The sequence below is a fragment of the Bordetella petrii genome, assembly GCF_017356245.1.
Classification (GTDB): domain Bacteria; phylum Pseudomonadota; class Gammaproteobacteria; order Burkholderiales; family Burkholderiaceae_B; genus Bordetella_A; species Bordetella_A petrii_D.
Window position 1 is genome coordinate 2,184,005 of record NZ_JAFMZZ010000001.1, and the last position, 25,599, is coordinate 2,209,603.

The 25,599-nt window shown below is 68.4% G+C and carries 20 protein-coding genes; 10 read left to right on the forward strand and 10 right to left on the reverse strand.

Features of this window, described 5'->3' with window-relative positions; genetic code table 11:
* Positions 1–29 precede the first annotated feature (29 nt).
* The 8 genes from J2P76_RS10605 (at position 30) to J2P76_RS10640 (ending at position 9,071) form a co-directional block, all read left to right on the forward strand.
* Positions 30–1,385, forward strand: a complete 1,356-nt coding sequence (locus J2P76_RS10605; protein WP_207407066.1) for a CpaF family protein — start codon at positions 30–32, stop codon at positions 1,383–1,385.
* Complete coding sequence (locus J2P76_RS10610) at positions 1,385–2,311, forward strand: type II secretion system F family protein (protein ID WP_207407073.1); 927 nt, start codon at positions 1,385–1,387, stop codon at positions 2,309–2,311. Before J2P76_RS10605 ends, J2P76_RS10610 begins: the two co-directional genes overlap by 1 nt.
* Positions 2,312–2,321: 10 nt before the next feature.
* Entirely contained in the window at positions 2,322–3,320 is a 999-nt protein-coding gene (locus J2P76_RS10615) for a type II secretion system F family protein (RefSeq protein WP_207407075.1), read from the forward strand.
* Positions 3,320–4,207: a tetratricopeptide repeat protein gene (locus tag J2P76_RS10620; protein WP_207407079.1), complete on the forward strand. Its 888-nt coding sequence runs from the start codon at positions 3,320–3,322 to the stop codon at positions 4,205–4,207. Before J2P76_RS10615 ends, J2P76_RS10620 begins: the two co-directional genes overlap by 1 nt.
* Before the next feature lie 52 nt (positions 4,208–4,259).
* Positions 4,260–4,709, forward strand: a complete 450-nt coding sequence (locus J2P76_RS10625) for a DUF3613 domain-containing protein (protein ID WP_207407080.1) — start codon at positions 4,260–4,262, stop codon at positions 4,707–4,709.
* A gap of 25 nt (positions 4,710–4,734) precedes the next feature.
* Positions 4,735–6,855 (forward strand): pilus assembly protein TadG-related protein, encoded by a 2,121-nt coding sequence (locus J2P76_RS10630; protein ID WP_207407081.1) that lies wholly within the window; start codon positions 4,735–4,737, stop codon positions 6,853–6,855.
* A 24-nt stretch (positions 6,856–6,879) separates the two neighbouring features.
* Positions 6,880–8,277, forward strand: coding sequence for a sigma 54-interacting transcriptional regulator (locus J2P76_RS10635; RefSeq protein ID WP_207407082.1), 1,398 nt, complete (start codon positions 6,880–6,882; stop codon positions 8,275–8,277).
* Positions 8,278–8,360: 83 nt separating this feature from the next.
* Positions 8,361–9,071, forward strand: coding sequence for a DUF2968 domain-containing protein (locus J2P76_RS10640; RefSeq protein ID WP_207407084.1), 711 nt, complete (start codon positions 8,361–8,363; stop codon positions 9,069–9,071).
* Between the two features lie 75 nt (positions 9,072–9,146).
* On the opposite strand, the gene J2P76_RS10645 is transcribed toward J2P76_RS10640, so the two are convergent.
* The 6 genes from J2P76_RS10645 to J2P76_RS10670 form a co-directional block, all read right to left on the reverse strand.
* Positions 9,147–9,611, reverse strand: coding sequence for a DUF1178 family protein (locus tag J2P76_RS10645; RefSeq protein ID WP_207407086.1), 465 nt, complete (start codon positions 9,609–9,611; stop codon positions 9,147–9,149).
* A gap of 140 nt (positions 9,612–9,751) precedes the next feature.
* Positions 9,752–10,309, reverse strand: coding sequence for an elongation factor P (efp, locus tag J2P76_RS10650; RefSeq protein ID WP_207407088.1), 558 nt, complete (start codon positions 10,307–10,309; stop codon positions 9,752–9,754).
* Between the two features lie 151 nt (positions 10,310–10,460).
* Entirely contained in the window at positions 10,461–11,570 is a 1,110-nt protein-coding gene (gene earP / locus J2P76_RS10655; RefSeq protein ID WP_207407091.1) for an elongation factor P maturation arginine rhamnosyltransferase EarP, read from the reverse strand.
* 162 nt (positions 11,571–11,732) lie between these two features.
* A complete protein-coding gene (locus tag J2P76_RS10660; RefSeq protein ID WP_207407093.1) occupies positions 11,733–12,935 on the reverse strand; it encodes a DUF2863 family protein in 1,203 nt (400 codons plus the stop codon).
* A gap of 194 nt (positions 12,936–13,129) precedes the next feature.
* Positions 13,130–15,829: an aconitate hydratase AcnA gene (gene acnA / locus J2P76_RS10665; RefSeq protein WP_207407095.1), complete on the reverse strand. Its 2,700-nt coding sequence runs from the start codon at positions 15,827–15,829 to the stop codon at positions 13,130–13,132.
* A 198-nt stretch (positions 15,830–16,027) separates the two neighbouring features.
* Positions 16,028–16,954, reverse strand: coding sequence for a LysR family transcriptional regulator (locus tag J2P76_RS10670; protein WP_242697343.1), 927 nt, complete (start codon positions 16,952–16,954; stop codon positions 16,028–16,030).
* Positions 16,955–17,037: 83 nt separating this feature from the next.
* On the opposite strand from J2P76_RS10670, the gene J2P76_RS10675 reads away from it, so the two are divergent.
* Positions 17,038–18,201 carry an aldo/keto reductase gene (locus J2P76_RS10675; protein WP_242697344.1) on the forward strand — a complete coding sequence of 388 codons (1,164 nt, stop codon included), beginning with the start codon at positions 17,038–17,040 and terminating at the stop codon, positions 18,199–18,201.
* Here J2P76_RS10675 and J2P76_RS10680 read toward each other — a convergent pair.
* From J2P76_RS10680 to J2P76_RS10695, 4 genes are all read right to left on the reverse strand, one after another.
* On the reverse strand, positions 18,198–19,013 hold the full coding sequence (locus J2P76_RS10680) for an arylamine N-acetyltransferase family protein (protein WP_207407098.1): 816 nt from the start codon (positions 19,011–19,013) through the stop codon (positions 18,198–18,200). The genes J2P76_RS10675 and J2P76_RS10680 overlap by 4 nt on opposite strands.
* Before the next feature lie 209 nt (positions 19,014–19,222).
* The gene (locus J2P76_RS10685) at positions 19,223–22,807 is read right to left on the reverse strand and encodes an ATP-binding cassette domain-containing protein (protein ID WP_207407100.1); all 3,585 of its coding nucleotides are present in this window, start codon (positions 22,805–22,807) and stop codon (positions 19,223–19,225) included.
* Between the two features lie 45 nt (positions 22,808–22,852).
* Positions 22,853–23,473, reverse strand: coding sequence for a hypothetical protein (locus tag J2P76_RS10690; RefSeq protein ID WP_207407102.1), 621 nt, complete (start codon positions 23,471–23,473; stop codon positions 22,853–22,855).
* Positions 23,474–23,561: 88 nt separating this feature from the next.
* Positions 23,562–24,302, reverse strand: a complete 741-nt coding sequence (locus J2P76_RS10695; protein ID WP_242697345.1) for a GntR family transcriptional regulator — start codon at positions 24,300–24,302, stop codon at positions 23,562–23,564.
* 153 nt (positions 24,303–24,455) lie between these two features.
* On the opposite strand from J2P76_RS10695, the gene J2P76_RS10700 reads away from it, so the two are divergent.
* Positions 24,456–25,586, forward strand: a complete 1,131-nt coding sequence (locus J2P76_RS10700; protein WP_207407104.1) for a sugar ABC transporter substrate-binding protein — start codon at positions 24,456–24,458, stop codon at positions 25,584–25,586.
* The last annotated feature ends 13 nt before the right edge of the window (positions 25,587–25,599 follow it).

Here is a 25,599-nt window from a genome sequence, read left to right on the forward strand (position 1 = left end):
CACGGCATACCCACTGAACAGGACCCGACATGATCATGACAGCCACGATCCAATTCGGCCCCGACAGCGACAAGAGTTTTGTCGGATCAGCCCGCTACCAGGAAGTCAAGAGCGCCGCCTACGAGCACCTGCTCTCGCGCATCGAAGAACTGGGCGCCGAATTCGGCCGCTGGGCACGCGACGCGATCCAGGACTTCGTCGATATCGAAGTGGCCAGTTTCGCGCGCACCAAGCGCGTGGCCATCAACGAAGGCGAAATGCGCCACATCGCCGCGGCGCTGACCAAAGAGCTGGCCGGCCTGGGCCCGCTGGAAGACCTGCTGGCCGATCCCGCGGTGGAAGACATCCTGATCAACGGCTACGACAATGTGTTCGTGTCGCGCGGCGGCGTGCTGACGCGCGAATCGCTGGGGTTTTCCGACAACCAGCATGTGCTGCGCATCGTGCGGCGCATTCTGGCGCCGATCGGGCGCCGGCTGGATGAATCCAGCCCCATGGTGGATGCGCGCCTGCCCGACGGCGGCCGGCTGAATGTGGTGATCGAGCCGCTGGCCGTGGACGGGCCGATGGTGTCGATCCGCAAGTTCCGCAAAGACCCGCTCAAGCCGGCCGACCTGCTGACGCTGGGCAGTTTCAACGAAGACATCCACCGGCTGCTGAACATGGCGGTGGCCAACCGCTGCAATATCCTCGTGTCGGGCGGCACCAGCTCGGGCAAGACTTCGCTGCTGAACGCGCTGGCGTTTTTCATTCCCACCAACGAGCGCGTGGTTACCGTGGAAGACACGGCCGAGCTGTCGCTGAACCACCCGCACGTGGTGCGGCTGGAGTCGCGCCAGGGCGGCTTCGACGGCGACGGCCTGGTCACCATCCGCGACCTGATCCGCAACAGCCTGCGCATGCGGCCCGACCGCGTGGTGGTGGGCGAAGTGCGCGGCGCCGAAGTCATGGACATGCTGCAGGCCATGAACACCGGCCATGAAGGCTCGATGGCCACCATTCACGCCAACTCGCCGCGCGAATGCTTGTACCGGATCGAGATGCTGGCCGGCTTTGCCGGTTTCCAGGGCAGCGAAGACAGCCTGCGCCGGCAGATCGCCAGCGCGCTGGATTTCATCGTGCAGATCGGCCGCCTGCCCAACGGCAAGCGGCGCGTGCTGTCGATTACCGAAGTCACCGGCATGGGCGATACCGTCATCGCCACCCAGGAACTGTATCGCCACGAGTTGTTCGTAACGCCGGACGGCGAGGAAAAAGACACCTGGAACTGGCTGGGCGTGCATCCGCATACACCCAAGCTGGCCAAGCTGCGCGATGAAATGCGCGCCAGCGTCGCCGCGCAGGAAGATTCGTCCGGCGGCGGCTTCTGGGGCCGGAGGCGCTGATGGCCGCCGCATGGGTACTGGCGGCCGCGGCGCTGGCCCTGGTTCTGGGGGCCGCGCTGCTATGGCATCGCGCCGGGCAGGGGCAGCGCCGCCAGGCCACGTCGGTGTTCCTGGAGCGCCAGCTCAGCCAGGGCCAGCCGGGCGTGCAGGCCGACGACGGCGCCGAGGCGCCCAGCACGGCGCTGCGCAGCGGCATCGAGCACTGGGATATCCTGCTGCGCTGCGCCGGCCTGCGGCAGACCGCCGGGCTGTACACCGCCATTGCCGCCGTCCTGTGCGCGGGCGTCCTGCTGGCGGCCGTGTTCGGCGGGCTGGTGTCGGCCATCGTGGCGGCGGTCATGCTGCTGGTGGCCGTGTATTTCTACATCTGGCTGCGCGCCGACCGGCGCCGGGGGCGCATGTTCGACCAGTTGCCCGAAATGCTGGACACCATGGTGCGCCTGATCACCATCGGCAACAGCATGGCGGCGGCTTTCCAGGCCGCGGCGGCCAATACGAACGAGCCCCTGCGCGAAGTGGTCGAGAAAGCCGCGCACCTGAGCCGTTCGACCCAAGAGCTGGATGCCGCCCTGGCCAACGTGGCGCGCCAGTACGGATTCGAAGAACTGCGCCTGCTGGCCGCCGTGGTGCGCGTGGCCCAGAAGTATGGCGGGCGCAGCGATGTGGTGCTGGAGCGCATTGCCGCCTTCATGCGCGACGTGGCGCAGGCGCGCGGCGAACTGGTGGCCGCGTCGGCCGAGATCCGCCTGTCGGCCTGGGTGCTGGCGCTGATGCCGCTGGGCATCGCCTGCTACATCATGCTGACCAACAACGCGATGTTCATGGACATGTGGGACGACGCGCTGGGTTTCAAGATGCTGATGGCCGCCCTGGGGTTGCAGGTCGCGGGTTCGTACTGGCTGTATCGCATGACCAAATCCATATGACGGCGGCGCCATGGACATTCTGACCGCTCCCACTTCTTCAGGCCTGCTGGCCGCGGCGGTATTGCTGGTGGGCCTGGCGCTGCTGGTGGCCGGCCTGGGCATGGCCTGGCGCCTGCGCGGACAGGCGCGCAGCATGCGCGTGGTCGAGCAGGCGCTGGCCGGGCGCGACCCGGCGCGCGCCGCGAGGCCGGCTGGCGAGCCGGAGCCGGCCGGCCGCCTGGCGGCGCTGGCGCAGGGTACCGACGCCCTGGGCAGGCGCCTGAGCGAAGGCCGCCTGGCGGAATCGCTGCTGCCCGACGAAGACAACAAGCTGATCGAGCTGGCCGGCTATGCCAACGTAGCGGGCGCACGCGCCCGCTACGTGGCGCTGCGCTTCGGGCTGGCGCTGGCGCTGCCCGTGGGGGCCGTGCTGCTGCGCCGCGCGTGGTCCGGGCCGGGTTCGCTGATGGTCATGGTGTTTACCTTGTTCATCGGCTTTGCCGTGGGCTACATGCTGCCCAAATGGCTGCTGGCCCGGCGCGTCAAGGCGCGCAAGAAGCAAGCCGAGAAAGAATTGCCCCTGCTGGTGGACTTGCTGCGCCTGCTGCAGGGCGTGGGCCTGTCGGTGGACCAGAGCCTGAGCGTGATCGTCAACGATTTCAAGGCGGTGCTGCCGGTATTGGGCCATGAGCTGGGCGCCGCCACCGCGGTGTATGCCCGCGGCCGCACGCGCGAGCAGTCGCTGGCGCGGCTGTCGCAGGGCTTCGACAACGATGACCTGGCCGCGATCTGCCGGCTGCTGGTGCAGGTGGACCGCCATGGCGGCGCCGTGCAGGAACCCCTGAACCGGTTCGCGCAGCGCATCCGCGACAAGCGCCGCTTCGAGCTCAAGGAAAAAATCGGCCGCCTGACGGTCAAGATGACCGGGGTGATGATCGTGACCCTGCTGCCCGCGCTGCTGATCGTGACGGGCGGCATGGGCATCTTGTCGGTGCTGCGCGGGCTGTCGCGCATTGCGGGAGGAATGTGATGAAGCGCGTGTCGCGACCCCATGGACGGCTGGGCGCGGTGCTGTGCACCGTGCTGCTGGCCGGTTGCCAGAGCAACAAGATGGAATCGGCCTGGGAGCTGATCCAGCAACAGCAGCAGGAGCAGGCCTTGATGCGGCAGTCCGAAGACGATCCGGATGCCGGCAAGCAGCCTACCGAGCCGCAGCTGATGTTGGCCCTGATCCGTGAAAACCAGGCCCAGGGGCGGTATTTCGCGTCGCTGGCCTATATCGACGCCTATCGCCAGCGCTTTGGCAACAGCGACCAATTAGAGGCGCTGCAGGCCGACGCGCTGCGGCGCACGGGCCAGCAAGAGCAGAGCGAGGCGGCCTACCGGAAGCTGCTGGGCGGCGCCCAGGCCGCGCAAGGCTGGCACGGCCTGGGCCTGCTGGCCGGGGCGCGCGGCGATTACGCCCAGGCCGCGCAAGACCTGGAGCACGCCGTCAAGCTGGCCCCCACCGATGCGCAGATGCTGGGCGACCTGGGCTACGCGCGCCTGCGCGCCGGCGACAGCGCCGGCGCGCGCGTGCCGCTGGGCAAGGCGGCCGAACTCGATCCGTCCAACACCAAGGTGCTGGCCAATATGGCCCTGCTGCTGGTGGTCGAGGGCAACGCCGTGCAGGCGCAGCAGCTGATGGACCGCGCCCGCCTGGGGCAGGACGCGCGCAGCCAGATCTACCAGCTGGCCAGCCAGATGCAGGCGCAGGGCCGCGCGGGCAGTACGCCGCGCGCCCAGGGCGTGGTGCGCGACGTGACGCGGGTGTCCGGCGCGCACGGCGCCACCCAGGTGTCCAGTGGGCGCGACGTGGTCATGCCCATGCTGCAGCCGGTGATGGACCGCATGATCAACCCGCCCATGGTGCAGTAGGGCATTGCCCGGCGCCCGGCCATCGTATTCACGAACCTGAAAGAGACTGACCATGTCCCGATACTTTCTTCGCCTTCCGCTGGTCCTGGCCGCCGCGCTGCCCTGGGCGGCGGCGGCGCAGATGAATGCGCCGCTGACGGGCGGCGGCGCCCAGCCTGCCGCGGTGGCGGCGCCGGCGGCCGCGCCCGCCGCGCAGGCCATGCCCGCCCGCCCGGTGGTCCGGCAGGTGCAGACGCCGATGCCGGCCGCGGCCGCGCCCGCGGCGCCGGCCAGGGCATCGGCCGCCAGCGCGCCGGCTGCCACGGCGCCCGCCGAGCGCCATGAAGGCTTCGGCGATGTCACGCGCGGCCTGCTGGCCGCCCAGGCCGACGGCCGCCGCGCCGGCGGGGCGCTACCCATGCTGGGGCCGGTGTCCACGGCGGCATGGAACCGCTACCTGGAGAGCTTCCGCCAGCCCATTCCGCAATGGTTCACCGAGAAGGTGAAGACGGACAGCAAGTAATCCGCCGCAACGGGCAGCCGCCGATATGAAACCGTCTTTGCGCCTTTCGCCATCGCGCACCCGCCAGCGCGGCTCTATCGCCGTGTCGACGGCGTTCGCCGTGCTGATCGGCCTGGTGGTGCTGCTGTCGGCACAGATCGGCTACCTGTTCTACATGAAGCGCGAACTGCAGAAGGCGGCTGACCTGGCGGCCCTGTCGGCCGTGCAGGTGCTGGCGCCCACCGGGGCCGCGTCCGATTGCGCGGCGGCCTCGCCCGTCGCCGCCGCGGCCCAGGCCAGCGCGGTGGCCAACGTGCCGGATTTTGTCGATCCCATCACGGCCGCAGACGTAACCGTCGACTGCAAATTCTGGGATCCCACTCGCGCCGATCCGGCCGGCATGCACCTGTTCGATCCCGACGCCGCCGCCGGCGGGCGCGTCAACGCGGTGCGGGTGCGCATCGACAAGACGCTCAGCGCCCTGATTCCCAGCGTGGTCGGCGGCTGGATGGGGGGCACGGAAGTCAGCGTCGTGGCGGTGGCTTCGAATACCGCGCCCACGGCGACGTTCAGTGTGGAGTCGCGCCTGTTGCGCCTGGCTTCGGACGGGCTGCTCGGCAAGGTGCTGGCATCGCTGGGCGCCACGCCCGCGCAGTTGAGCGTGCTGGATTCGGCCGGCCTGCTCGACCTGAACGTGACGCCCTCGGGCCTGTTGCAGCAATTGGGCTTGCCTTTGTCGGTATTGTCCGGCATCGGCACGCCCGAGGAATTGGCGGCGCTGAAGGCGGTATCGCTGGGCGATCTGCTCAATGCCACGCTGGCGGTGGCTCAGCGCACCAGCGGCACGGCACAGGCGCAGATTGGTTTGCTGTCCGACATTGTCGGCGTGCTGCTCGATCTGGCGCCCCTGGATGTGCCCATCAAACTGTTCGGTGAAGGCGGCGTACTGGATGCGTCGCTGGTGACGGATGCGCAGTCGGCGTTGCTGGCCGACGTCAAGGTTACTGACCTGCTGCAAACCAGCCTGATGATCGCCAATGGCGACAACCTGATCAACTTGGGCCTGGATGTGCCCATCCTGGGGGTGCAGAGCCGTGTGCGCGTAATCGAGCCCCCTTCGATTGCCGTCGGCGGGGTGGGCACGCGCGCCAGCACCGCCGGGGTGCGCGTGTACTTTCGCTTGAAGACCGACGACATCCCTGTAGTGGGGCCGCTGCTGAGCACGCTGGGAACACGGGTAGACCTGCCGCTCATCATCGAAGCGGGCCAGTCCGACGCCACCTTGACGGCCCTGTGCGAAGCGCCCTTGACGCCGCATCAGGCCAGCTTCGACGTGCGCTCATCGGTGGCCAACGTATGCCTGGGGAAATTCCCGGACATGGACCCGTCCGACGACAATTCCTTTTTTTCCCGCGCCAATGCGTGCGTCGAAAGCGATTTCATCTCTGTGCAACGATACCCGGTGCTCAATGTGCTGGGCATCCTGCCCATCAACAGCCGGGTGACCCTGCCGCTTTTCCGCCCGGGCACTCCGGTGCCCGTCACGCTGACCGAGCCGCCTTCGCCGGACGCCACCCGCACCGTTCAGGCCACCGACCTCGACCTGGCCCAGATGAGCCAGGACACGGCCGACGCCGTCATCGGCGGCATCCTGGGCGACCTGCTCGGCGCCAATGGCTCCAGCCCGGTTTCGATGACCGATGCCGAACGCAAGTCGCTGGCCGCGCAACTGGTGGGGCCGTCCACCAACGGCCGCTCGATCACGACAGTGGTCAATGAATTGCAGTGGTCCGGCCAGGCGATGGATGCCCTGGCCAGCCGCATGACCACAGGCGGCCTGACCGGCGCGCTGGGCGGCACCCTGCAGCTCGTGGGCAATGTGCTGGGCTCGCTGCTGTCGCCGGTACTGGATATCGGCTGCGGCGTGGGCAGCCTGTTCGGCAGCCTGAAGGAATGCCGCATCAATACCGTGGCGGATGTGGTGCTCAAGGCGAACGGCAACGGCCTCAGCGGCCTGGCCGGCATCGTCGTGGCCCTGCTGCAGCCGCTGCTGGACCCGCTGTCGGCCCTGCTGCAGCAGTTGCTGAATCTGCTCGGCCTGAATCTCGGCGAAACCGACCTGTCCCTGCTGTCCGTGGACTGCGGCAAGCCGCGGCTGGTTTACTGACAAGAACAAGGAACCCCAGAAGGAATGACCAAGCCTGCCATCCGCGACGACTTCGACCTCTATGTCTGGGAGGGTCTGTCCGATATTGCGGCGCGCGCCGAACGGTGCCTGGCCGGCATGGACGTCACCGTGGTGCGCGCCGATGCCGGCACCGCCTTTCCGCCGCCGCGCGACATCACCCGCGCGGCGGTGGCGCTGGTGTCGGTGTCGGTCATGGGCGACAAGCGCTTCAGCGGCTACGACTGGCTGGCCTCGCAGGGCATGCCGGTCATCTGGGTGGCGTCCGAAGTGCGCGGCAATGATCCGCGCTTCTATCCGCCCGAGTATTCGCACACCTTGCCGCTGATGTTCACCACGGCGGAACTGCGCAAGCAGCTGTTCGACCTGCTGGGCTCGCTGGACCGCGCCGACCGCCAGGTGGCGCGCCGCGAGCAGCCCTTCGTGGCGGTGTCCGAGCCCATGCAGGCCCTGCTGGCAGAGGCGCAGATGTTCGCCGACTGCCGCAGCAACGTGCTGATCCATGGCCAGACCGGCGTGGGCAAAGAACGCGTGGCGCGCCTGCTGCACGATCGCGCCGCCTGGGCCGAAGGGCCGTTCGTGGCGGTGAACTGCGGGGCCATTCCCGAAGGCCTGTTCGAGGCGCATTTCTTCGGCCATGCCAAGGGGGCTTTCACGGGGGCGGTGGGGGCGCACAAGGGCTATTTCGAGCAGGCCGACGGCGGCACGCTGTTCCTGGATGAAATCGGCGATTTGCCGCTGTACCAGCAAGTGAAGCTGCTGCGCGTGCTGGAGCAGAATGCCGTGACCCGGCTGGGCTCGACGGTGCAGGTGCCGGTGGACTTCCGGCTGGTGGCGGCCACCAACAAAGACCTGCGCGAGCTGTGCGCGCAGGACGAATTCCGTTCCGACCTGTACTACCGCCTGGCGGTCATCGAGCTGTACATCCCCAGCCTGGAAGAACGGGGGCCTGAAGAAAAGATCGCCATTTTCCGCGCGCTGCTGGAACGCCATGATGCCGGGCAGGACGAACCGCCGCCGGGCTGGCTGCTGGAACGCGTGGCCGGCACCGCCTTTGCCGGCAATGTGCGCGAACTGTCGAACGTGGTCGAACGGGTGGCTATTGTGCGGCGCCAGTTCCGGCAATGGGACCGGCCGCGCATCGAGCAGATATTCGACCGGCTGGCGGCCGCGCCGGCCAAGGCCGCCCTGGTGCTGGCGGCCGGGGCCGGCGACAGCCTGAGCGATGCCGAGCGGGCCGAGCGCGCCCGCATCCTGGCGGCGCTGGAGTCGCACGGCTGGCGGCGCCAGGATACCGCCCATTACCTGGGCATCAGCCGCAAGGTGCTGTGGGAAAAGATGCGCAAGCTGCGCCTGGGCAACAACCAGGGCGAGCTGGCCGAAGGGCTGGCCGAACCGTCGTAGGCGCCGCCGGGGACTGGGGAAAATCAGGCCCCTAAGAGTTGAAATTAATTGGTATAGTTCTGCAACGTTTTCTTGGGGAAGGCATGCGAGTCCATCAACTTCATACCGCCGCGCGGCTGGTTGTGCTGGGCGCGGTACTGTCCGGCCTGGCGGCCTGCGCCAGCGCCCAGTCCGAAGCCAGCCGCCCGCCGGTGCAGCAAGTGGAAAGCAAGCAGGCGGGCGACACGCCCGTCACGCCGCCCGCGCCCGCGCCCAAGGCCAATTCCACGGTTTCCGAGCTGCAATCGCTGATCCAGAGCCGCCAGGTTTCCGAACTGCGCACCACGTATAACGGCACCTACGGCGCCAGCCTGCTGTTCAAGCCCGACGACCTTACCTATTACGTCGCGCTGTTCCAGCAAAAGGATTTCTGGCGCGTGGTGCAAACACAGTCGGACAAGCAGGCCGAATCCACGTATCGCGCCTTCGCGCAGCAGTCGGCCGACCTGGCCGAAGTGGACATCAAGCGCATCAAGCTGCAGGCCGAATATGCGCGGTCCGAGCGGCTGCTGGCCGAACGCAGCAGCGAACTGGCCACACTGCAGGCCGACCAGTCGCTGCGCCGCCAGCAGGAACAGCAGGTGGCGGCCCGCCAGGAACAGGCGCGCCAGCAGGCGGCGGCGCTGTCGCAGCAACAGCAGCAGCTGCGCAAAGAGCTCAGCGCCATGCAGCGCCAGATCGACGCCCTGCAGGCCCAGCAAGACGAACTGCAGCGCGAAAAGACCGCGGCCGTGCGCAAGAAAAGCCGCAAATAAATACGCGGCGGCATGTGCCAAAACCAACGGGCCCGTTCAGGGCCCGTTGTTTTTGGAGGCCGGCGGCGCGCCGGACTATTGCAGCCGGTCGTCGTCCAGGAAGTCGGGCAGCGCCATGACGTCGATGCCGTCTTCGCTCAGGGCCAGGCGTTCTTCGGCCGTGGCCGTGCCGCGGATGGGGCGTTCGTCGGCATCGCCCTCGTGGATGCGCCGCGCCTCTTCGGCGAAACGCGGGCCGACGTTCTCGGTTTTGCGGACCATGTCGCGTATTTGCCGCAGCACGGCGGCCTGCATGCGGGCCATGGCGGCCGGGCCCGCCTCGGCTGGCCGGGCGGCGCCCGAAGCCGGGGCCGGCGGCGCATGCAGGTGCGCCACGTTCAGGCGCGGCGCCGACAGGCGCTTGGTGATGTGGGCGGATGCGCACACCGGGCACGTGACCAGTCCGCGCGCCTGCTGCGCGTCGTAATCGTCGTGCGAGCCGAACCAGCCTTCGAAAAGGTGGCCCTGGCCGCATTGCAGGTCGAAAACTTTGAGTGCCATGATGGAAATATGGGGGCGCGTGGCGGCGAATACAAGCATTTTCGGCCATCGGCCGGCCCGGGTGTGGCGCCGCAGCAATAACGGCGCCTGCCGGCGCCGTTATTTGCAGGTGCGGGGCGGGCCGCCGGCCCGCCGGGCGATCAGTTCACGCGGCTGCGGTATTCGTTGGTGCGCGTGTCGATTTCGATCTTGTCGCCAATGGCGCAGAACAGCGGCACGTTCAGCTCGAAGCCGGTGTTGATCTTGGCGGGCTTGAGTACCTTGCCCGAGGTGTCGCCGCGCACGGCGGGCTCGGTGTAGGTGATTTCGCGCACCAGGATGGTGGGCAGTTCGACCGAAATGGCGCGGCCGTCGTAGAACACCACTTCGACGGGCATGGCTTCTTCAAGGTAGTTCAGCGCGTCGCCCATGCTTTCGGCTTCGATCTCGTACTGGTTGTACTCTTCGTCCATGAAGACATACATGGGGTCGCCAAAGTACGAGTAGGTGCATTCTTTGCGGTCGAGCACGACGACGTCGAATTTTTCGTCGGCCTTGTAGACCGATTCGCTGCCCGAACCGGTGAGCAGGTTCTTGAACTTGAGCTTGACGACGGCGGCGTTGCGGCCGGACTTGTTGTATTCAGCTTTCTGGACGACGAGGGGATCCTTGCCGACCATGATCACGTTGCCGACTCGCAATTCCTGAGCGGTTTTCATCGATGTAAAACTCCGGGTGATATAGCGCGCTCGCCGTGCTTGCGCGCAGGTGCCGGCATGATGGCGGCCCACGTGCCCCGGGAGGCTGTCAGTTCGAGACCTGGCTCGGCGCGACATGCGCGGGGCAAAGGAACTCGGAAAACTCTCTATTCTAGCGTTTCCTGGCCAGTTCTGCGCAAAAATCAGCCAAAGCGTCCCCTAAATCGGGGCGTGCCGCCTGGCTGGCGTCCCAGGCGCGGGCCGCGGCCTGCCAGTCGGACCACGGCTGGGCGGCCAGGGCGGCCGGCAGGGCCGCGGCCACGGCCTGGGCGGCGCCGTCCGGGGCGTTCCAGGCGCGGATCAGCGCCTGGGCCTGGGGCGGGCAGGGGTAGCGGCCCAGCCAGGCCTCGAGCTTGTCCAGGTGCGCGTCGTCGGCCTGGGGGTAAATCTGCCAGACCAGCGGGCGGGCCGCCCATGCCGCCCGCACGAAAGAATCTTCGCCGCGCACGAAGTTCAGGTCGGCGCACCACAACAGGCGGTCGAAATCGGGCTGCGGCATGAAGGGCACCCGGGCGATCCGCAAGGCGCCGCCGCCGGCATCTTCCAGGCCGGGCGCGGTGCCTTCGGGCGCCAGCAGCAGGGTGGGCCGGGTGTCGCGGGCCAGGGCCCGCGCCAGCGCGGCCAGCGGCGCGTGCGGATAGCAGAACAGATTGGCCAGGCGGGCGCCGGCCCGCCAGTGCGCCAGGGCGGCATCGTCCAGGCCCAGGCCGCGCAGGAAGGCTTCCTGGCGCGGGCGTTCGGCCTGGAAGGCGTCGCGCTCGGCGCTCAGGCCCGGTTCACGCAGCAGGCCGCCGGTGGCGGCCGTGAAGCCGGGAAAGAAAAAGTGCTTGACCAGCCCGTCGGCGCGCCGCGACGGCAGGCCGTGGCAGCTTTCCACCCAGGGCTCGGCGCTGAGGTATTCAAGATTGATCCATACCGGCGGCCGGGCGCGCATGGCCTGCACGAAGGCGGCCGGCGGGTCGCAGGCAAAGGCCTCGATGGCCACGTCGCCCGGTTCCAGCGGCGGCGGCGATGAGGTCCAGTGCACGATGTCGATGCCGGTATGCCGCTGCAGCCCGGCATCGGCCGCGATGCCGGGCTGGATGCGGGCGAAGGCGCGCAGATCGTCGACCCACAGGCGCACCTGCCAGCCGCGCCCCTGGGCCAGGCGCCGCGCCAGGCGCCAGCACACGCCGATATCGCCGTAATTGTCGATGACGCGGCAGAAAATATCGGCCCGCATTACGCCTCCCCAGCATGAAACGGGAACAAGGCATGCCAGGTGTCTGGCTCCGCAGGCGCCAGACACCGAAGTGTGCCGCGATTGTCTCGACAGCACGGTGTCAGGCACCTGCGGAGCCTGACACCTGGCAAAACCCGGGCGTTGCGGCGCAGAGGTTTCACTTCAGTGGAACTGGGCCGGCGCGGTGTCGGCGTCTTCGGGCAGCTCGGCGTGCACCAGCTCGCCCAGCGGGTTCGGAAACTGCGGCGCTCCGCAATCTTCGCAGTACTCGGGCGGCAGCACGCCGGGGATGCGGCGCACGTCGTGCACGCCGTATTCCTTGAGCAGCGCGGCGATCTCGTCGACCGTGTCGGGCAAGTCTTCGTCGGCCGGCTGGTCTTCTTCGCGGCCGTACAGCGGCCATACGCAGCCGTAGTAGACGTCGTTGCTGTTGCGGGCGGTAAAGCCGATGCGGTATTCGTCGATGCGCACGTCGCCGCAGCCGGCCACCACCGCGCGCAGTTCGGAGGGTTCGAGGTTGACGGCGCCTTCCAGCCAGTTGACGGCGGCGCGCAGCGACAGCGGCCGCACGCGGCGGTCGGCTTCGCGGTTGCTGACGTAATAGGCGTCGGGCAGCAGGCATTCGATGCCGCAGCCGGGCAGCAGCGCCGCCAGGGTGGGCTGGGCCTGTTCCACCCAGTTCGCCAGGCAGCTGTCGCGGCTGTGGGCGGCGTCGCCGGGCTGTTCTTGCCAGCGGAATACCGGCGCGCCCGCGGGCACGGCCACGGCCGCCACCACGTAGCGGGTGTCGGCCAGCATGTTGGCGGTTTCGGCGTCGTCGTTCAGGGCCGGCTTGGCGGTCTCGGCGCCCAGCGCCTGGCTGCCCAGACGCTGCAGCCACTGCCAGGTTTCGGAGAACGTGCGCGGCATCTGGTCGATGCTGACCAGCCAGGGCATCAGGGCCGCGCGCGCGCCGTCGGCCAGCACGTGGCCGTGCAGTTGCGCCAGCAGGGCCTGCTGCGCCGGCGCCGCGATGGGGCCGGTGGGAATCGTGTAGCGGGTCCAGGCCACCACGGGCGCCACCACCAGCAGCACGTCGTAGCGCTGTCCGTTCTTGTCGACGTGCATGGATTCGGACAGGGTTTCGGCCTGTTCGATCAGCACTTCGTAGGCGCCCGGATCGCGTTGGGCGAGGTGGTCCAGGGCCGATTCGAGCGGGGCGTCCTGGCCGGCGCGCAACAGCTTGGGAATGGCCTCGGCGAGCAGGCTTTCCCAGTACAGGTCTTCGACCCGGCTGCCGGAGCGGTTCAGCGACTGCGCAAGCGCCGCCAGCCGCGATGCATCGCGGCCTAGGCGGGAAGAAGAGGGGCTACGGGCTCGGGCCATGCTGGGTCAGGATCCATTTCAGAATGCGAACTGGATAGTGTAACCCTGCGGACCTGTGCAGGCTCGGGCCTTGGGTCAGGGGTCAGGCTCCGCAGGTGCCTGACCCCGAAGCGGGCAGCCAGTGTCTCAATCGAACGGTGTCAGGCACCTTGCGGAGCCTGACACCTGATGGCTGAAACACCTGGCTTCGGCCGTCAAGCAGCCAGCAGTTGGCGCAGCACGAACGGCAGGATGCCGCCATGCTGGTAGTACTCGACCTCGATGGGCGTGTCGATGCGCAGCAGCACCGTCACGTCCTGCTTCGAACCGTCGGGGCGGTGGATGGTGAGGGTGACATCCTGCATGGGCTTGATGCCGTTTTCCAGGCCCGAGACGTCGTACGTTTCCTGGCCCGTGATGCCCAGCGAATCGACGCTGTCGCTGCCCTTGAACTGCAGCGGCAGCACGCCCATGCCTACCAGGTTGCTGCGGTGGATGCGTTCGAAGCTGCGCGCCACCACGGCCTTCACGCCGAGCAGCTGGGTGCCCTTGGCGGCCCAGTCGCGCGACGAGCCGGTGCCGTATTCTTCGCCGCCGAACACCACCGTGGGCGTGCCCTGGCCCACGTACTTCATGGCCGCGTCGTAGATGGACATCTGTTCGCCGCCTGGCTGGAACAGGGTGTCGCCGCCCTCGAAGCGGCTGCCGTCGGCCAGCGCCGGGATCATCAGATTCTTGATGCGCACGTTGGCGAAGGTGCCGCGCATCATGATCTCGTGGTTGCCGCGGCGCGACCCGTAGCTGTTGAAATCGGCCTTCATGACGCCGTTTTCCTTCAGCCACTTGCCGGCGGGCGAGGTTTCCTTGATGGAGCCGGCCGGCGAGATGTGGTCGGTGGTGACCGAGTCGCCAAAGATGCCCAGCGCGCGCGCGCCGCGGATCACCGGCATGGCGCCGGGCGCCATGCCGAAGCCCTCGAAGAAGGGCGGCTCGGCAATGTAGGTGGAATCGGGCCAGTTGTAGGTTTCGCCCTTCACGCCCTTGATGTTTTCCCACAGCTTGCCGGGCTTGCTCTTGACCTGGCCGTAGTTGGCCTGGAACGCGTCGGGGTCGAGCGCGAACTTGAGCAGCGCCTGCACTTCTTCGGTGGTGGGCCAGATGTCGCCCAGCCACACGTCGCCTTTCTTGCCGCGGCCCACGGGCTCGGTCATGAGGTCGCGCGTGATGGTGCCGGCCAGCGCGTAGGCCACCACCAGCGGCGGCGAGGCCAGGAAGTTGGCCTTGATGTTCGGGTGGATGCGCGCCTCGAAGTTGCGGTTGCCCGACAGCACGGCCGCGCAGACCAGGTCGTTGCCGGTGATGGCTTCGTTCAGGTCGGCCGCCAGGTCGCCCGCGTTGCCGATGCAGGTGGTGCAGCCGTAGGCGGCCACGTCGAAGCCGAGCTTTTCCAGGTAGGGCAGCAGGCCGGTCTTGGTCAGGTATTCGGTGACCACGCGCGATCCGGGGGCCAGCGAGGTCTTGATGTGCTTGGGCACGGTCAGGCCGGCTTCGACGGCCTTCTTGGCCAGCAGGCCGGCCGCCAGCAGCACGCTGGGGTTGGACGTGTTGGTGCACGAGGTGATGGCGGCGATCAGGATGTCGCCGTTCTTGATCTTGGTGCCCGCGCTGGTGGTGAAGGTCTGCTGCAGTTTCTCGGCCGGCTGGTTGAAGCCGTTTTCGGCGACCGGCTTGGAATACAGGTCGATGAAGGTGTTCTTGACGTTGCCGATCTCGATGCGGTCTTGCGGGCGCTTGGGGCCGGCCAGCGAGGGGGCCACCGTGGACAGGTCGAGCGTAAGCAGCTTGGTGTAGTCGATGTCTTGGGCCTTGGGCACGCCGAACATCTTCTGGGCCTTGAAGTAGGCCTCGAAGGCGGCGATTTCTTCGGGCGTGCGGCCGGTGCCCTCGAAGTAATCGATGGTGCGTTCGTCGACCGGGAAGAAGCCCATGGTGGCGCCGTACTCGGGCGCCATGTTGCCGATGGTGGCGCGCTCGGCCACCGACAGGCTGGCGGTGCCTTCGCCGCAGAATTCGACGAACTTGCCCACCACTTTTTCACGGCGCAGCATTTCGGTAATGGTAAGCACCAGGTCGGTGGCGGTGACGCCGCCGCGCAGCTTGCCCTTGAGCTCGACGCCCACCACGTCGGGGGTCAGGAAGTACACCGGCTGGCCCAGCATGCCGGCTTCGGCCTCGATGCCGCCCACGCCCCAGCCCACCACGCCGATGCCGTTGATCATGGTGGTGTGGCTGTCGGTGCCCACCAGCGAGTCGGGGTAGTAGACGTTGTTTTTCTGGTGCACGCCGCGCGCCAGGTATTCCAGGTTGACCTGGTGCACGATGCCGAAGCCCGGGGGCACCACGCCGAAGGTATCGAAGGCCTGCATGCCCCACTTCATGAACTGGTAGCGCTCTTGGTTGCGCTTGAATTCCAGCTTCATGTTCAGGTCGAGCGCGTTCTTGGTGCCGAAGTAGTCGATCATGACGGAGTGGTCGACCACCAGGTCGACCGGCACCAGCGGTTCGATGCGCTTGGGGTCTTTGCCCATGCGGTCGGCTACCGAGCGCATGGCCGCGATGTCGGCCAGCAGAGGCACGCCGGTGAAGTCCTGCAGCACGACGCGCGCCACCACGAAGGGGATTTCATCTTCGCGCTTGGCGTTGGCCTGCCAGGCCGCGAGCTGTCTGATGTGTTCTTCGGTGACCTTCTGGCCATCGCAATTGCGCAGCACCGATTCGAGCACGATGCGAATCGACACCGGCAGGCGCTGCACGTCCACCCCCAGGGCCTTGCCCAGGGCCGGCAGGGAATAAAACTGACAGGATTTATTGCCGATCTTGAAATTCTGGAGGGTATTGAACGTGTTGTGCGGCATGATGGGACTCCGTGGGTTTGGGACCGCGTAAAGCTGCCATTTTCTGGCGTTTTGGCGCGCTTGTCATTGTATGTGAGACAAGGTTACCCGGCCTTGAATGTCTTTGGTCTTATATCTTATATAAGACTTGATTTTACTGCGGGAGTTCCCGTGCCGTTTCCAGGGGCATTGGGGGGGGCGGCCTGCCGGCGCGCCCGGTCAGGCCGGCGCGGGGCCGGCCGCCAGGCGCTCGCGCAGGAAGTCCGCGAATACCCGCAATTTGGGCGCCATCTGCGTCCGGTGCGGGTAGTACAGGTAGAAGCCGGGAAAATTCGCGGCCCAGGATGTCAGCACGGGCGCCAGCGCGCCGCTGGCCAGGTGCCGGGCGATCGGATCTTCGAGCACGTGGATCAGCCCCAGGCCGTCCAGCGCCGCCTGCACCATCAGCGCGAAATCATTGGTCACGATGCGGTGCGGCACGTCGACTTCGAGCAGCTGGCCGTCGGGCTGGCGGTATTCCCAGCGGTACAGGGTGCCGCGTGTTTCGAAGCGGGTGCCGATGCAGGTGTGCGCCGCCAGGTCGGCCGGCTGCCGCGGCGCGGCGCCGCACTGCCTGAAATAGGCCGGCGAACCGGCGGTCACCATGCGCTGGTTGCGGCTGATGCGCACTGCCACCATGTCGCGCGCCAGGTTTTCGCCCAGCCGGATGCCGGCGTCGAAGCCACCGGCCACCAGGTCGGTCAGGCCGTCGTCCAGAATCAGTTCGAGCACGATGCCGGGGTAGCGCGCGGTGAATTCGGCCAGATGCGGCGTGACCAGCAGGGCGCAGGCCACCCGCGAGGTGTTGATGCGCAGCGTGCCGGCCGGACGGCCGCGGGTGTCGTCCATGTCTTCGAGCGCGTCGCCGATGGCGCCCAGGGCGGGCCGCACGCGCTGCAGAAAGCGCTGCCCTTCTTCGGTCAGGGCCACCCGGCGGGTGGTGCGGTTCAGCAGGCGCACGCCCAGCCGGGCTTCCAGGCCGCGCACCGTTTGCGACAGCGCCGAGGCCGATACGCCCAGGTCGGCCGCCGCGCGGGTGAAGCTGCCGTAGCGGGCCACGCGGGTGAAGGCGTGCACGGCGGGCAGCAATTGGGCAGGGTAGTCCATGCGGCAGATTATGAAGCCAGGCTTCATTAATTATCAACCGATAGGCCATTTTTCTTATCAGTGGTGTTGCCTAGAGTACCCACATGGCCGCCGCATCCCGCGCCGCCGCTTTCCAGGAAGGCACCACCATGACCATGAAGCAATATCTCACGCTGGGCCGTTCGGGCCTGCGCGTCAGCCCGCTGTCGCTGGGCACCATGACTTTCGGCAACGAATGGGGCTGGGGCGCCGACCAGGACGCCGCGCGGGCGCTGTTCAACCTGTACCGCGAGGCGGGCGGCAACTTCATCGACACCGCCGACATGTACACCGAAGGCACCAGCGAGCGCTGGCTGGGGCAGTTCGTACAGGAAACGGGCAGCCGCGACGAACTGGTGATCGCCACCAAGTATTCATATAACGCGCAGCCGGGCAACCCCAACGCGGGCGGCAACCAGCGCAAGAATTTCCAGCGCGCGCTGGAAGGTTCGCTCAAGCGCCTGCGCACCGACTACATCGACCTTTACTACCTGCACACCTGGGACCGCCTGACGCCGGTGGACGAAGTGATGCGCGCCATGGACGATGCTGTGCGGGCGGGCAAGATCCGCTACGTGGGCCTGTCGGACGTGCCGGCCTGGTATGCCTCGCGCGCGCAGGCGCTGGCGCAGTGGCGCGGCTTCGAGCCGGTGGCCGCGCTGCAGCTGGAATACTCGCTGGTCGAGCGCAATGCCGAGCGCGAGTTCGCCGACCTGGCGGTCGAGCAGGGTATGGGCATCGTGCCCTGGAGCCCGCTGGCCATGGGGCTGCTGTCGGGCAAATACCGGCCCAGCCAGGACGGCCAGTTCGGGCAGGGGCGCCTGCAGGCGGTGTCGCAGAATCCGGGGCCCGGCTTCGACCGCTTCACCCCGCGCAATTTCGCCATTGTGGCGGAACTGGAAAGCGTGGCGCGCGATGTCGGCAAGCCCATGGCGCAGGTGGCGCTGAACTGGCTGGCCGGCAAGCAGGGCGTGTCCAGCATCATTGTGGGCGCCACCCGGCCGGCGCAATTGCGGGAATCGCTGGCGTCGCTGGAATTCACGCTGCCGCCCGATGCCGTGCGGCGGCTCGACGCCGCCAGCGCCATGCCGGCGCCATTTCCGTATTACATGTTCGCCGACGTGCAGCAGCAGCGCATCCACGGCGGTGTGCAGGTGGCGTCGCGGCCCGGCGGCTATGCGCCCGCCACGGTGATCGGCGCCGCCGCGCCGCAGCCGCAGCAAGCCTAGGGCAGGGCGTCCAGCCGGCGGTTCAGCGCGGGCGTGTCAGGCAGCGCCAGGCCGAAGGCATCGTGCAGCACGGCGCGAATCTCGGCCGTGCCGACCAGCTGGCGCCGGGTGGCGGAGCCATCCAGCCCGTACTCGGTGTAGTCGCGGTTGATCAGGGCCAGGCGGCCCCGCGGCGTGGGCCGGGCCGCGACCAGCCGCGTCACGAAATGCGAATCGGGGTGCGTGGACAAGTAGTAGTTGCTGACTTCATAGTCCACCCGGTAGGCGGGCTGCAGGTCGAAGCGGTACAGCGAACGCCACTCGCCCTGCATGCTGCTTTGCAGGCGCCAGGTGTCGGCGTCCCGCAGCAGCCGGAAGAGGCCGTGGGGCGTGTTCTGCGCCACGCCGGCCTGCAGGCGCAGCACGCCGGTGGGCGTGCTGCCGCCGAAGCCCACGTCGACGATGCAGGGCTCATCGTCCAGCCGCACCGCCAGCAGCATGTGCGAGCGCGGCGTGATGGCGTCGTCGGGCCGGTTCCACAGCACGCGCGCCGACAGGTCGTCGACCGGCAAGCCCAGGCTGCGCAGCACGGCGCCGAACAGCAGGTTGTGTTCGTAGCAATAGCCGCCGCGCTGGCCGCGCACCAGCTTGCGCTGCACGTCGGCCAGTTCCAGGCTGACGGGCAGCCCCGCGAACGGGTTCAGGTTCTCGAACGGAATGGCCTGTGTGTGGTGCAGCACCAGGGCCTGCAGCGCGTCGCGCGCGGGGGCGGCGGGCGCGCCGGGCAGGCCGATGCGGGCGAAGTAGGCGGGCAGGTCGAGGAAGTCGGACATGTGCGGGGGCAAGGTGGCCGAAGTGGCGTTCAGTGTATTCGCGCTGCCGGGGCGATTTCGAACTATTCCAGGTGTCAGGCTCCGCAGGTGCCTGACACCGCGGTGTGCAACGACTGTCTCAACGTTGCGGTGTCAGGCGCCTGCGGAGCCTGACACCTGGCGGGGGGCTTCCGGCAGAACTGCATCCAGCCGGACTGACGCGGCGGCCTTCAGGCGGCCTGCCGCGCCGCCATCATCTGCCGGTTCACCAGGTGCGCATAGGCGCCGCCGCGGCGCAGCAGGTCGTCGTGCGTGCCTGATTCCACGATGCGGCCGCCGTCTACCACGGCGATCGTGTCGGCCTGGCGGATGGTGGACAGCCGGTGCGCGATGATCAGCGTGGTGCGGTGGCGCATCAGCTCGGCCAGCGCCTGGTGCACCTGGGCCTCGCTGATGGCGTCCAGGTGCGACGTGGCCTCGTCCAGGATCAGGATCGGCGCGTCGCGCAGGAAGGCGCGGGCGATGGCGATGCGCTGCCGCTGGCCGCCCGACAGCGCCACGCCGCGCTCACCCACGCGGGTGCGCAGGCCGTCCGGCAGGCCGGCCACCAGCTCGGCCAGCGCGGCGCGTTCCACCGCCTGCCGCACGGCATCGGCGCTGGCGTCGGGGCGGGCCAGCCGGATGTTGTCTTCCAGGGTGCCGTTGAGCAGCCAGGTATCCTGCGCCACCAGGGCAATGCGGCGATACAGCGCGTCGAGCGTCAGCTCGGGCAGGCCGATGCCGCCGATGCGCACGGCGCCCTGCTGCGGATCCCAGAAGCGCAGCAGCAGGCTGGCCAGCGTGCTCTTGCCCGCGCCCGACGGGCCGACCAGCGCCAGGGTGGCGCCGGCCGGCAGGTCCAGTGCGACCTGGTTCAGGGCGGGATGCCGGCGGCCCGGATAAGTGAAGGTCACCTGGTCGAAAGCCAGCGGCAGGCCGGCGCTGTCCAGCGGCGGCGCCAGCGGGCCATCGGCGATCGGCACCGGCTCGTCGTGGATGGCGCGCAGGCGCCGCGTCGAGGCCAGCGTGTCGGCCAGCTGGCGGCTGACCTGGGCGATTTCCGACACCGGCAAAAAGGCAGCCACCGACAGCAACACCAGCAGCGGCAGCAGGCCGGCCGCCAGCTGGCCCTGTGCCACCCACCAGGCGCCCACCGCCGCCACCGCCAGCCCGCCCAGGCCGGTGGCGATTTCAAGCAGGGCGCCCTGGCGCGACAGGTCGGCCAGCAAGGCCAGCCGCACACGCTGGTAGTCGTGGGCAATCGCCAGGAAGGCGGCGCGCCGCCGGCCGGCCGCCGAGAACGCCACCAGGTCGGACAGCCCCTGGATGGTTTCGGAAAGGTGGGCGCCGAGCAGGCCCAGCGACTGGCGCGCCAGGCTGCCCTGCGCGTCCACGCGCGCGCGGCTCAGCCAGGGCGAGGCGCCGGCCCACAGCAGGAACGGCAGCAGCGCCAGCACCAGCGGCCACGCCGTGACGCCCAGGATGGCCAGCACCACGGCCGGCACCAGCACTGCGACAAATGCCGGTGCCACCGTGTGGGCGAAGAAGTACTCGATGGTTTCCACGTCCTGCGTGGCCAGGCCGACCAGGTCGCCCGAGCGCCTGCGCAGCAAGTAGGCGGGCGCCAGCGCTTCCAGCTTCTGGTACAGCGCGATGCGCATTTCGGCCAGCAGCTGATAGGCGATGGCATGCGCCAGCCAGGATTCGAGCCAGTGCAGCGCCGCGGCGGCCACTGCCGCTGCGAACAGGCCGGCCAGCAGGCCATCGAAGGGCTCGCCGTTCTTCAGGCGCGCAATGACCAGCGCGCCCAGCACCGAAACGCCGATGAACGCCGCCACGCGCCCGACGCCGCTGGCGACCGTGATGGCGAACTGCCGCTTCCAGGGGCGGATGATCTGCATCAGCGTCTGCATCACCTGCCGCGTGCCGATGTGGCGCGCGTCGGCTTCCAGCGGCGCGGGGGCGGGGCGGCCGTCGCCGCTGCCGGCTTCGGCCTGCAAGGCATCGGCCTGCAAGGCATCGGCCGCGGCCGGCAGCACTGCTGCCTGCGGCGCGCCCTGCTGGCCGCCCATCAGGCGCCGGTACAGGGTGTCGCCGGCCATCAGGGCGTCGTGCGTGCCCGATTCCACGATGCGGCCGCCGTCCAGCACCAGGATGCGGTCGGCATTGACGACACTGGACAGGCGATGCGCCAGCACCAGGGTGGTGCGGCCGCGGCTGAGCCGGTCGAGCGCCTGCTGGATCCCGGCTTCGTTTTCGGCGTCCACCGACGACAGCGCCTCATCCAGGATCAGGATCGGCGTGTCGCGCAGCAGCGCCCGCGCAATCGCCAGGCGCTGCCGCTGGCCGCCCGATAATTGCAGCCCGCGCTCGCCCAGCACGGTCTGGTAGCCCTGCGGCAGCGCCATGATGAACGCATGCGCGTTGGCCGCCGCCGCGGCCGCCTGCAATTGGTCCGGCGTGGCGTCGGGCCGCGCCAGCAGCAGGTTTTCTTCCACCGTGCCGTGAAACAGCGTGCTGTCCTGGGCCACCAGCGAAATGCGCGCGCGCACGGCTTCGGGGTCGAGCGCGCGCAGGTCGTGGCCGCCGATTTCGATATTGCCGGCCTGCGGGTCATGCAGGCGCAGCAGCAGGCGCACCAGGGTGGATTTGCCCGAGCCGCTGGGCCCCACGATGCCGACGCGCTCGCCGGGCTGTATGTCGAAGCTCATGCCCTGGTGCGTGATGCGGCGTCCGCCGGGATACGAGAATTCCACATTCTTGAAGGCGATGGCCAGGCCGCCCGCGGCGGCCGGCGCGGTGCCGCCCGCGCCTCGCGGCGCCGGGCTGGCGGCGTCGAGCAGCGCGCGCACGCTGGCCGCGGCCGACTGGCCCATCAAGCCCTGGTGCAGCACCGAGCGCATGTCGCGCAGGGGGCGGAAGATTTCGGTGCCGGCCATCAGCACGACCAGCAGCGCGGCCAGCGTCATCTCGCCCTGCGACACGCGCCAGGCGCCCAGCGCCAGCGCGGCGGCGGCCCCCACGGTAATGCCGATGTCGGTGGCGAAGCGCGCCGAGACTTCGCGGCCCAGCACCTTGAAGGTATTGTCCGACAGGGCGCGCGCGCGGTCGGCCAGCCGTTCGCCCCAGGCGCGGCTTTGGCCGAACGCCTTCAGCGTGGGCAGGCCCTGCATTGCATCGAGGAATTCTTCGCCGAAGGCCTTGAAGGCCTGGGCCCGGCGCCGCGAGGCATCGCGATGGCTGCCGTGCGCCGCCAGCGGCAGGATCAGCGTGACCAGCGCGGCGGCCATCAGCACCAGCGCCACCGGCCAGTCCCACCAGGCAATGAAGGCGAAGATCACGACCGGCGCGCAGGCCGCGATGAACAGCTGCGGCAGGTAGCGGCCGAAGAAGCTCTGCAGCTGCTCGACACCGTCGATCACGGCCAGCATCACGCCGCCGGTGCGCTGGCCGCCGAACCAGGCCGGGCCCAGCTCGACGATCTTGTCGTACAGCTGCGCGCGCAGGTTGTTCTGGATGAGCGCGGCATTGCGGTTGGCCAGCAGGTTCAGCGCATGCTCGAACATGCCGCGCAGCAGGATCGCGCCGGCCGCGCCGGCCAGGGGCCACCACAGTGCGCCGCCCTCGGCGCCGGCGAACAGCCGCGCCAGGAACTGCCCCAGCAGCACGAAGCGCGCGATGCCCGCCGCCAGCCCCAGCAGGCCCAGCAGGGCGCAGGCCAGCATGCGCAGGCGCACGCCGCGCGTCATCGCCCAGAGTGTCGAATCGAAATACATGGTGCCCCTTTCGTGTAGCCGACAGGATAGCGCAGCGCGCGAACCTCAGAACACGCCGAACAGGCCGCCCCGGTTCAGTTCTTTTTCGCACGAGCGGTATTGCGCGCCGAATCGTTCTGCGCGGGCCTGCACCTGCCGGGCCACGCGCATGAGCCAGGCCTTGCGCTCGTAGCTGCGGTTGCGGTAGCCCGTCCAGCCTTCGTGATAGTTCAGGTACTGCCCGTAGGCGTCCCATTTCGACACGCCGTTGATGCGCTGGGTCTTGCTGATGTACCAGCCCATGAAGTCCAGCGCGTCGGCCAGGTTGTCGCGGCTGGCGGTCCAGCCGCCGGCCTCGCGCTTGTAGTCGGCCCAGGTCTCGTCCTTGGCCTGGGCATAGCCATAGGCCGAACTGACGCGGCCCCAGGGGATGAAGCCCAGGAAGTAGTAGCGCGGCGGCAGGGCATCGTGCCGGAAGCTGGATTCCTGGTACATCATGGCGAACGGCACCTGCACCGGCACGCCCCATTTTTCGCGCATGTCCAGCGCGGCGTCGTGCCAGTCGGGCTTTTCGCGGAAGATGGCGCAGAGATTGTCGGGGTTCGACGGCGGCGTGGCGGCGCAGCCTGTCAATACCATCAGCAGGGCCAGCAGCGGCGGCCCCAGTGCGCTGCCCCATAGTCGCATTGCCGGATTCCTTGTTGGGAGGATGGCGGCATTCTAAGCGCTGCGGCCCGTCATCGTCGCGCCGCCCCCGGCGTCCGGCCGGCCGCGTTCAGGGCAGCACGTCGCGGGTCAGGATGAATTCGCTGGCGCTGGTCAGGTCCGCCACCAGCGCGGCGCGGGCGGCTTCGCCGTCTTGCCGCGCAATCGCCGCGACCATGTTGGCGTGGTGCATGTACGCTTCGCCTTCGGCCAGCCGGCGCGGGCTGCTGGCCAGGTCGTAGTTGAGCACCGGGCCGACCTGCAGCCACAGGCCTTCGATGATCTGCAGCAGCGCCGGCATGCGGGCCGCCCGGTAGATGGCGAAGTGCAGGCCCTTGTTGGCGCGCACGGCCTGGCGCCCATCGGGCACCGCTTGTTCGCGCGCCAGCCGGAATTCCTGCTCGTAGGCCTGGATTCCGGCCAGCTCGGCCGCGCTGCGATGCTGCGCGGCCTGCACGATGGCCAGGCCTTCGAGCTGGATGCGGATGGTGCGCAGTTCCAGAAAGCGGTTGCGCGTCATGATGGGCACGCGGATGGCGCGGTTGGGCATCACTTCCAGCGCCTGCTCGGCGGCCAGCCGGCCGACGGCCTCGCGCACCGGCATGGCGCTGGTGCCCACGGTGGCGGCCAGGCCGCGCAGCGTGAAGCGCTGCCCCGGCTCCATTTCGCCCGATTGCAGCAGTTCCTTCAAATCGGCATAGACCCGGTCCGACAAGGTATGCCGGACGATTTTCTCCATTTTCCCTTCTAGTTCAGTGGCTGGCGGCAGGCGGTCGGCCACATCGGCGGCGGGCGGGGCGGGTGGTTGCATGGCTGGATTTCTCATCGTATTATGCATTTTATGATCTGTGATCACAGATATACCTGATTCAACAATAAGCTTAACCCGACCCGGAGCACAAGAATTCCGGCGCGGCAAAAAATCCACAAACCATCCTCAATGGATACGGATACGGAGACAGGCATGAATCGGTGCAAGACAATATTGGCCGCCGCCGCCCTGGCCGCCGCGGGCCTCGCCCCGGCGCTGTATGGCGCGCCGGCGCAGGCGCAGCAGAAAGCCAAAGTGTTCCTCAGCATGAGCTACGTCGGCAACGACTGGCAGGCCGAGGCATCCAACATGGTCAAGGCCATGGCGGCCCATCCGTCGATGGCCGGCAAGGTCGACCTGCAGGTGCAGGTGGCCGGACCGAACGCGCAAAAGCAGATCCAGCAGATCAATGCCATGGTGCAGGCCGGCGCCAAGGCCATCGTCGTTTATCCGATCTCGCCCACGGCCTTGAACCATGTCATCAAGAACGCCTGCGCCAAGAACGTGCTGGTGTTCGCCTACGACGCCGAGGTCACCGAGCCCTGCGCCCACAACGTCACGATCGACCAGGAAGAGGCAGGCCGCGTCACCGCGCAGTGGCTGGCCGACAAGCTGGGCGGCAAGGGCAATGTGGTGCTGGTCACGGGCGTGCCGGGCACCTCGGTCGATACGCAGCGCACCGCGGCGGCCAAGAAAGTCTTCGCCAAATACCCCGATATCAAGATCGTGGGCGAGGCGGTGGGCATGTGGAGCCAGGCGGTGGCGCGCACCGAACTGTCCAAGCTGCTGGCCACGCGCAACTGGGACAGCATCGATGGCTTGTGGATGCAGGTGGGCTGCTACACCGCGAATTCCATGCAGATCGAGGCGGGCCGCAAGCCGCAGGACCTGCTGCCCTGCGCGGGCGAGGGCTCCAACGGCGGGCGGGTGCAGATGCTGCCGCCCGGCACCCAGGCCGACGGCGCCGCCGGCACGTATGCGCCGATGGGCGCGCCGCGCGTGTCGTACGCGTCGCCGCCGTATTCGGGGGCGCTGGCCCTGAAGCTGGCCGTGCAGGCGCTGGAAGGCAAGCAAGTGCCCAAGCACGTCACGCTGCCGCTGCCGCTGGTCACCAACGAAACCATCAAGCTGTGCGACACCGGAAGCTGGGCCGAAATGAAGGCCGGCTGCAATGTGTTCAAGCCGTCGGCCGTCAAGAACCCCGGCTGGTTCGCCTCGATTTTCTCGAACGAAACACCGGAAGTGGGCCTGAACGCGGCGCTGGCGTCGCAGCCCGAACCCTGACGCCCGCCCGCAC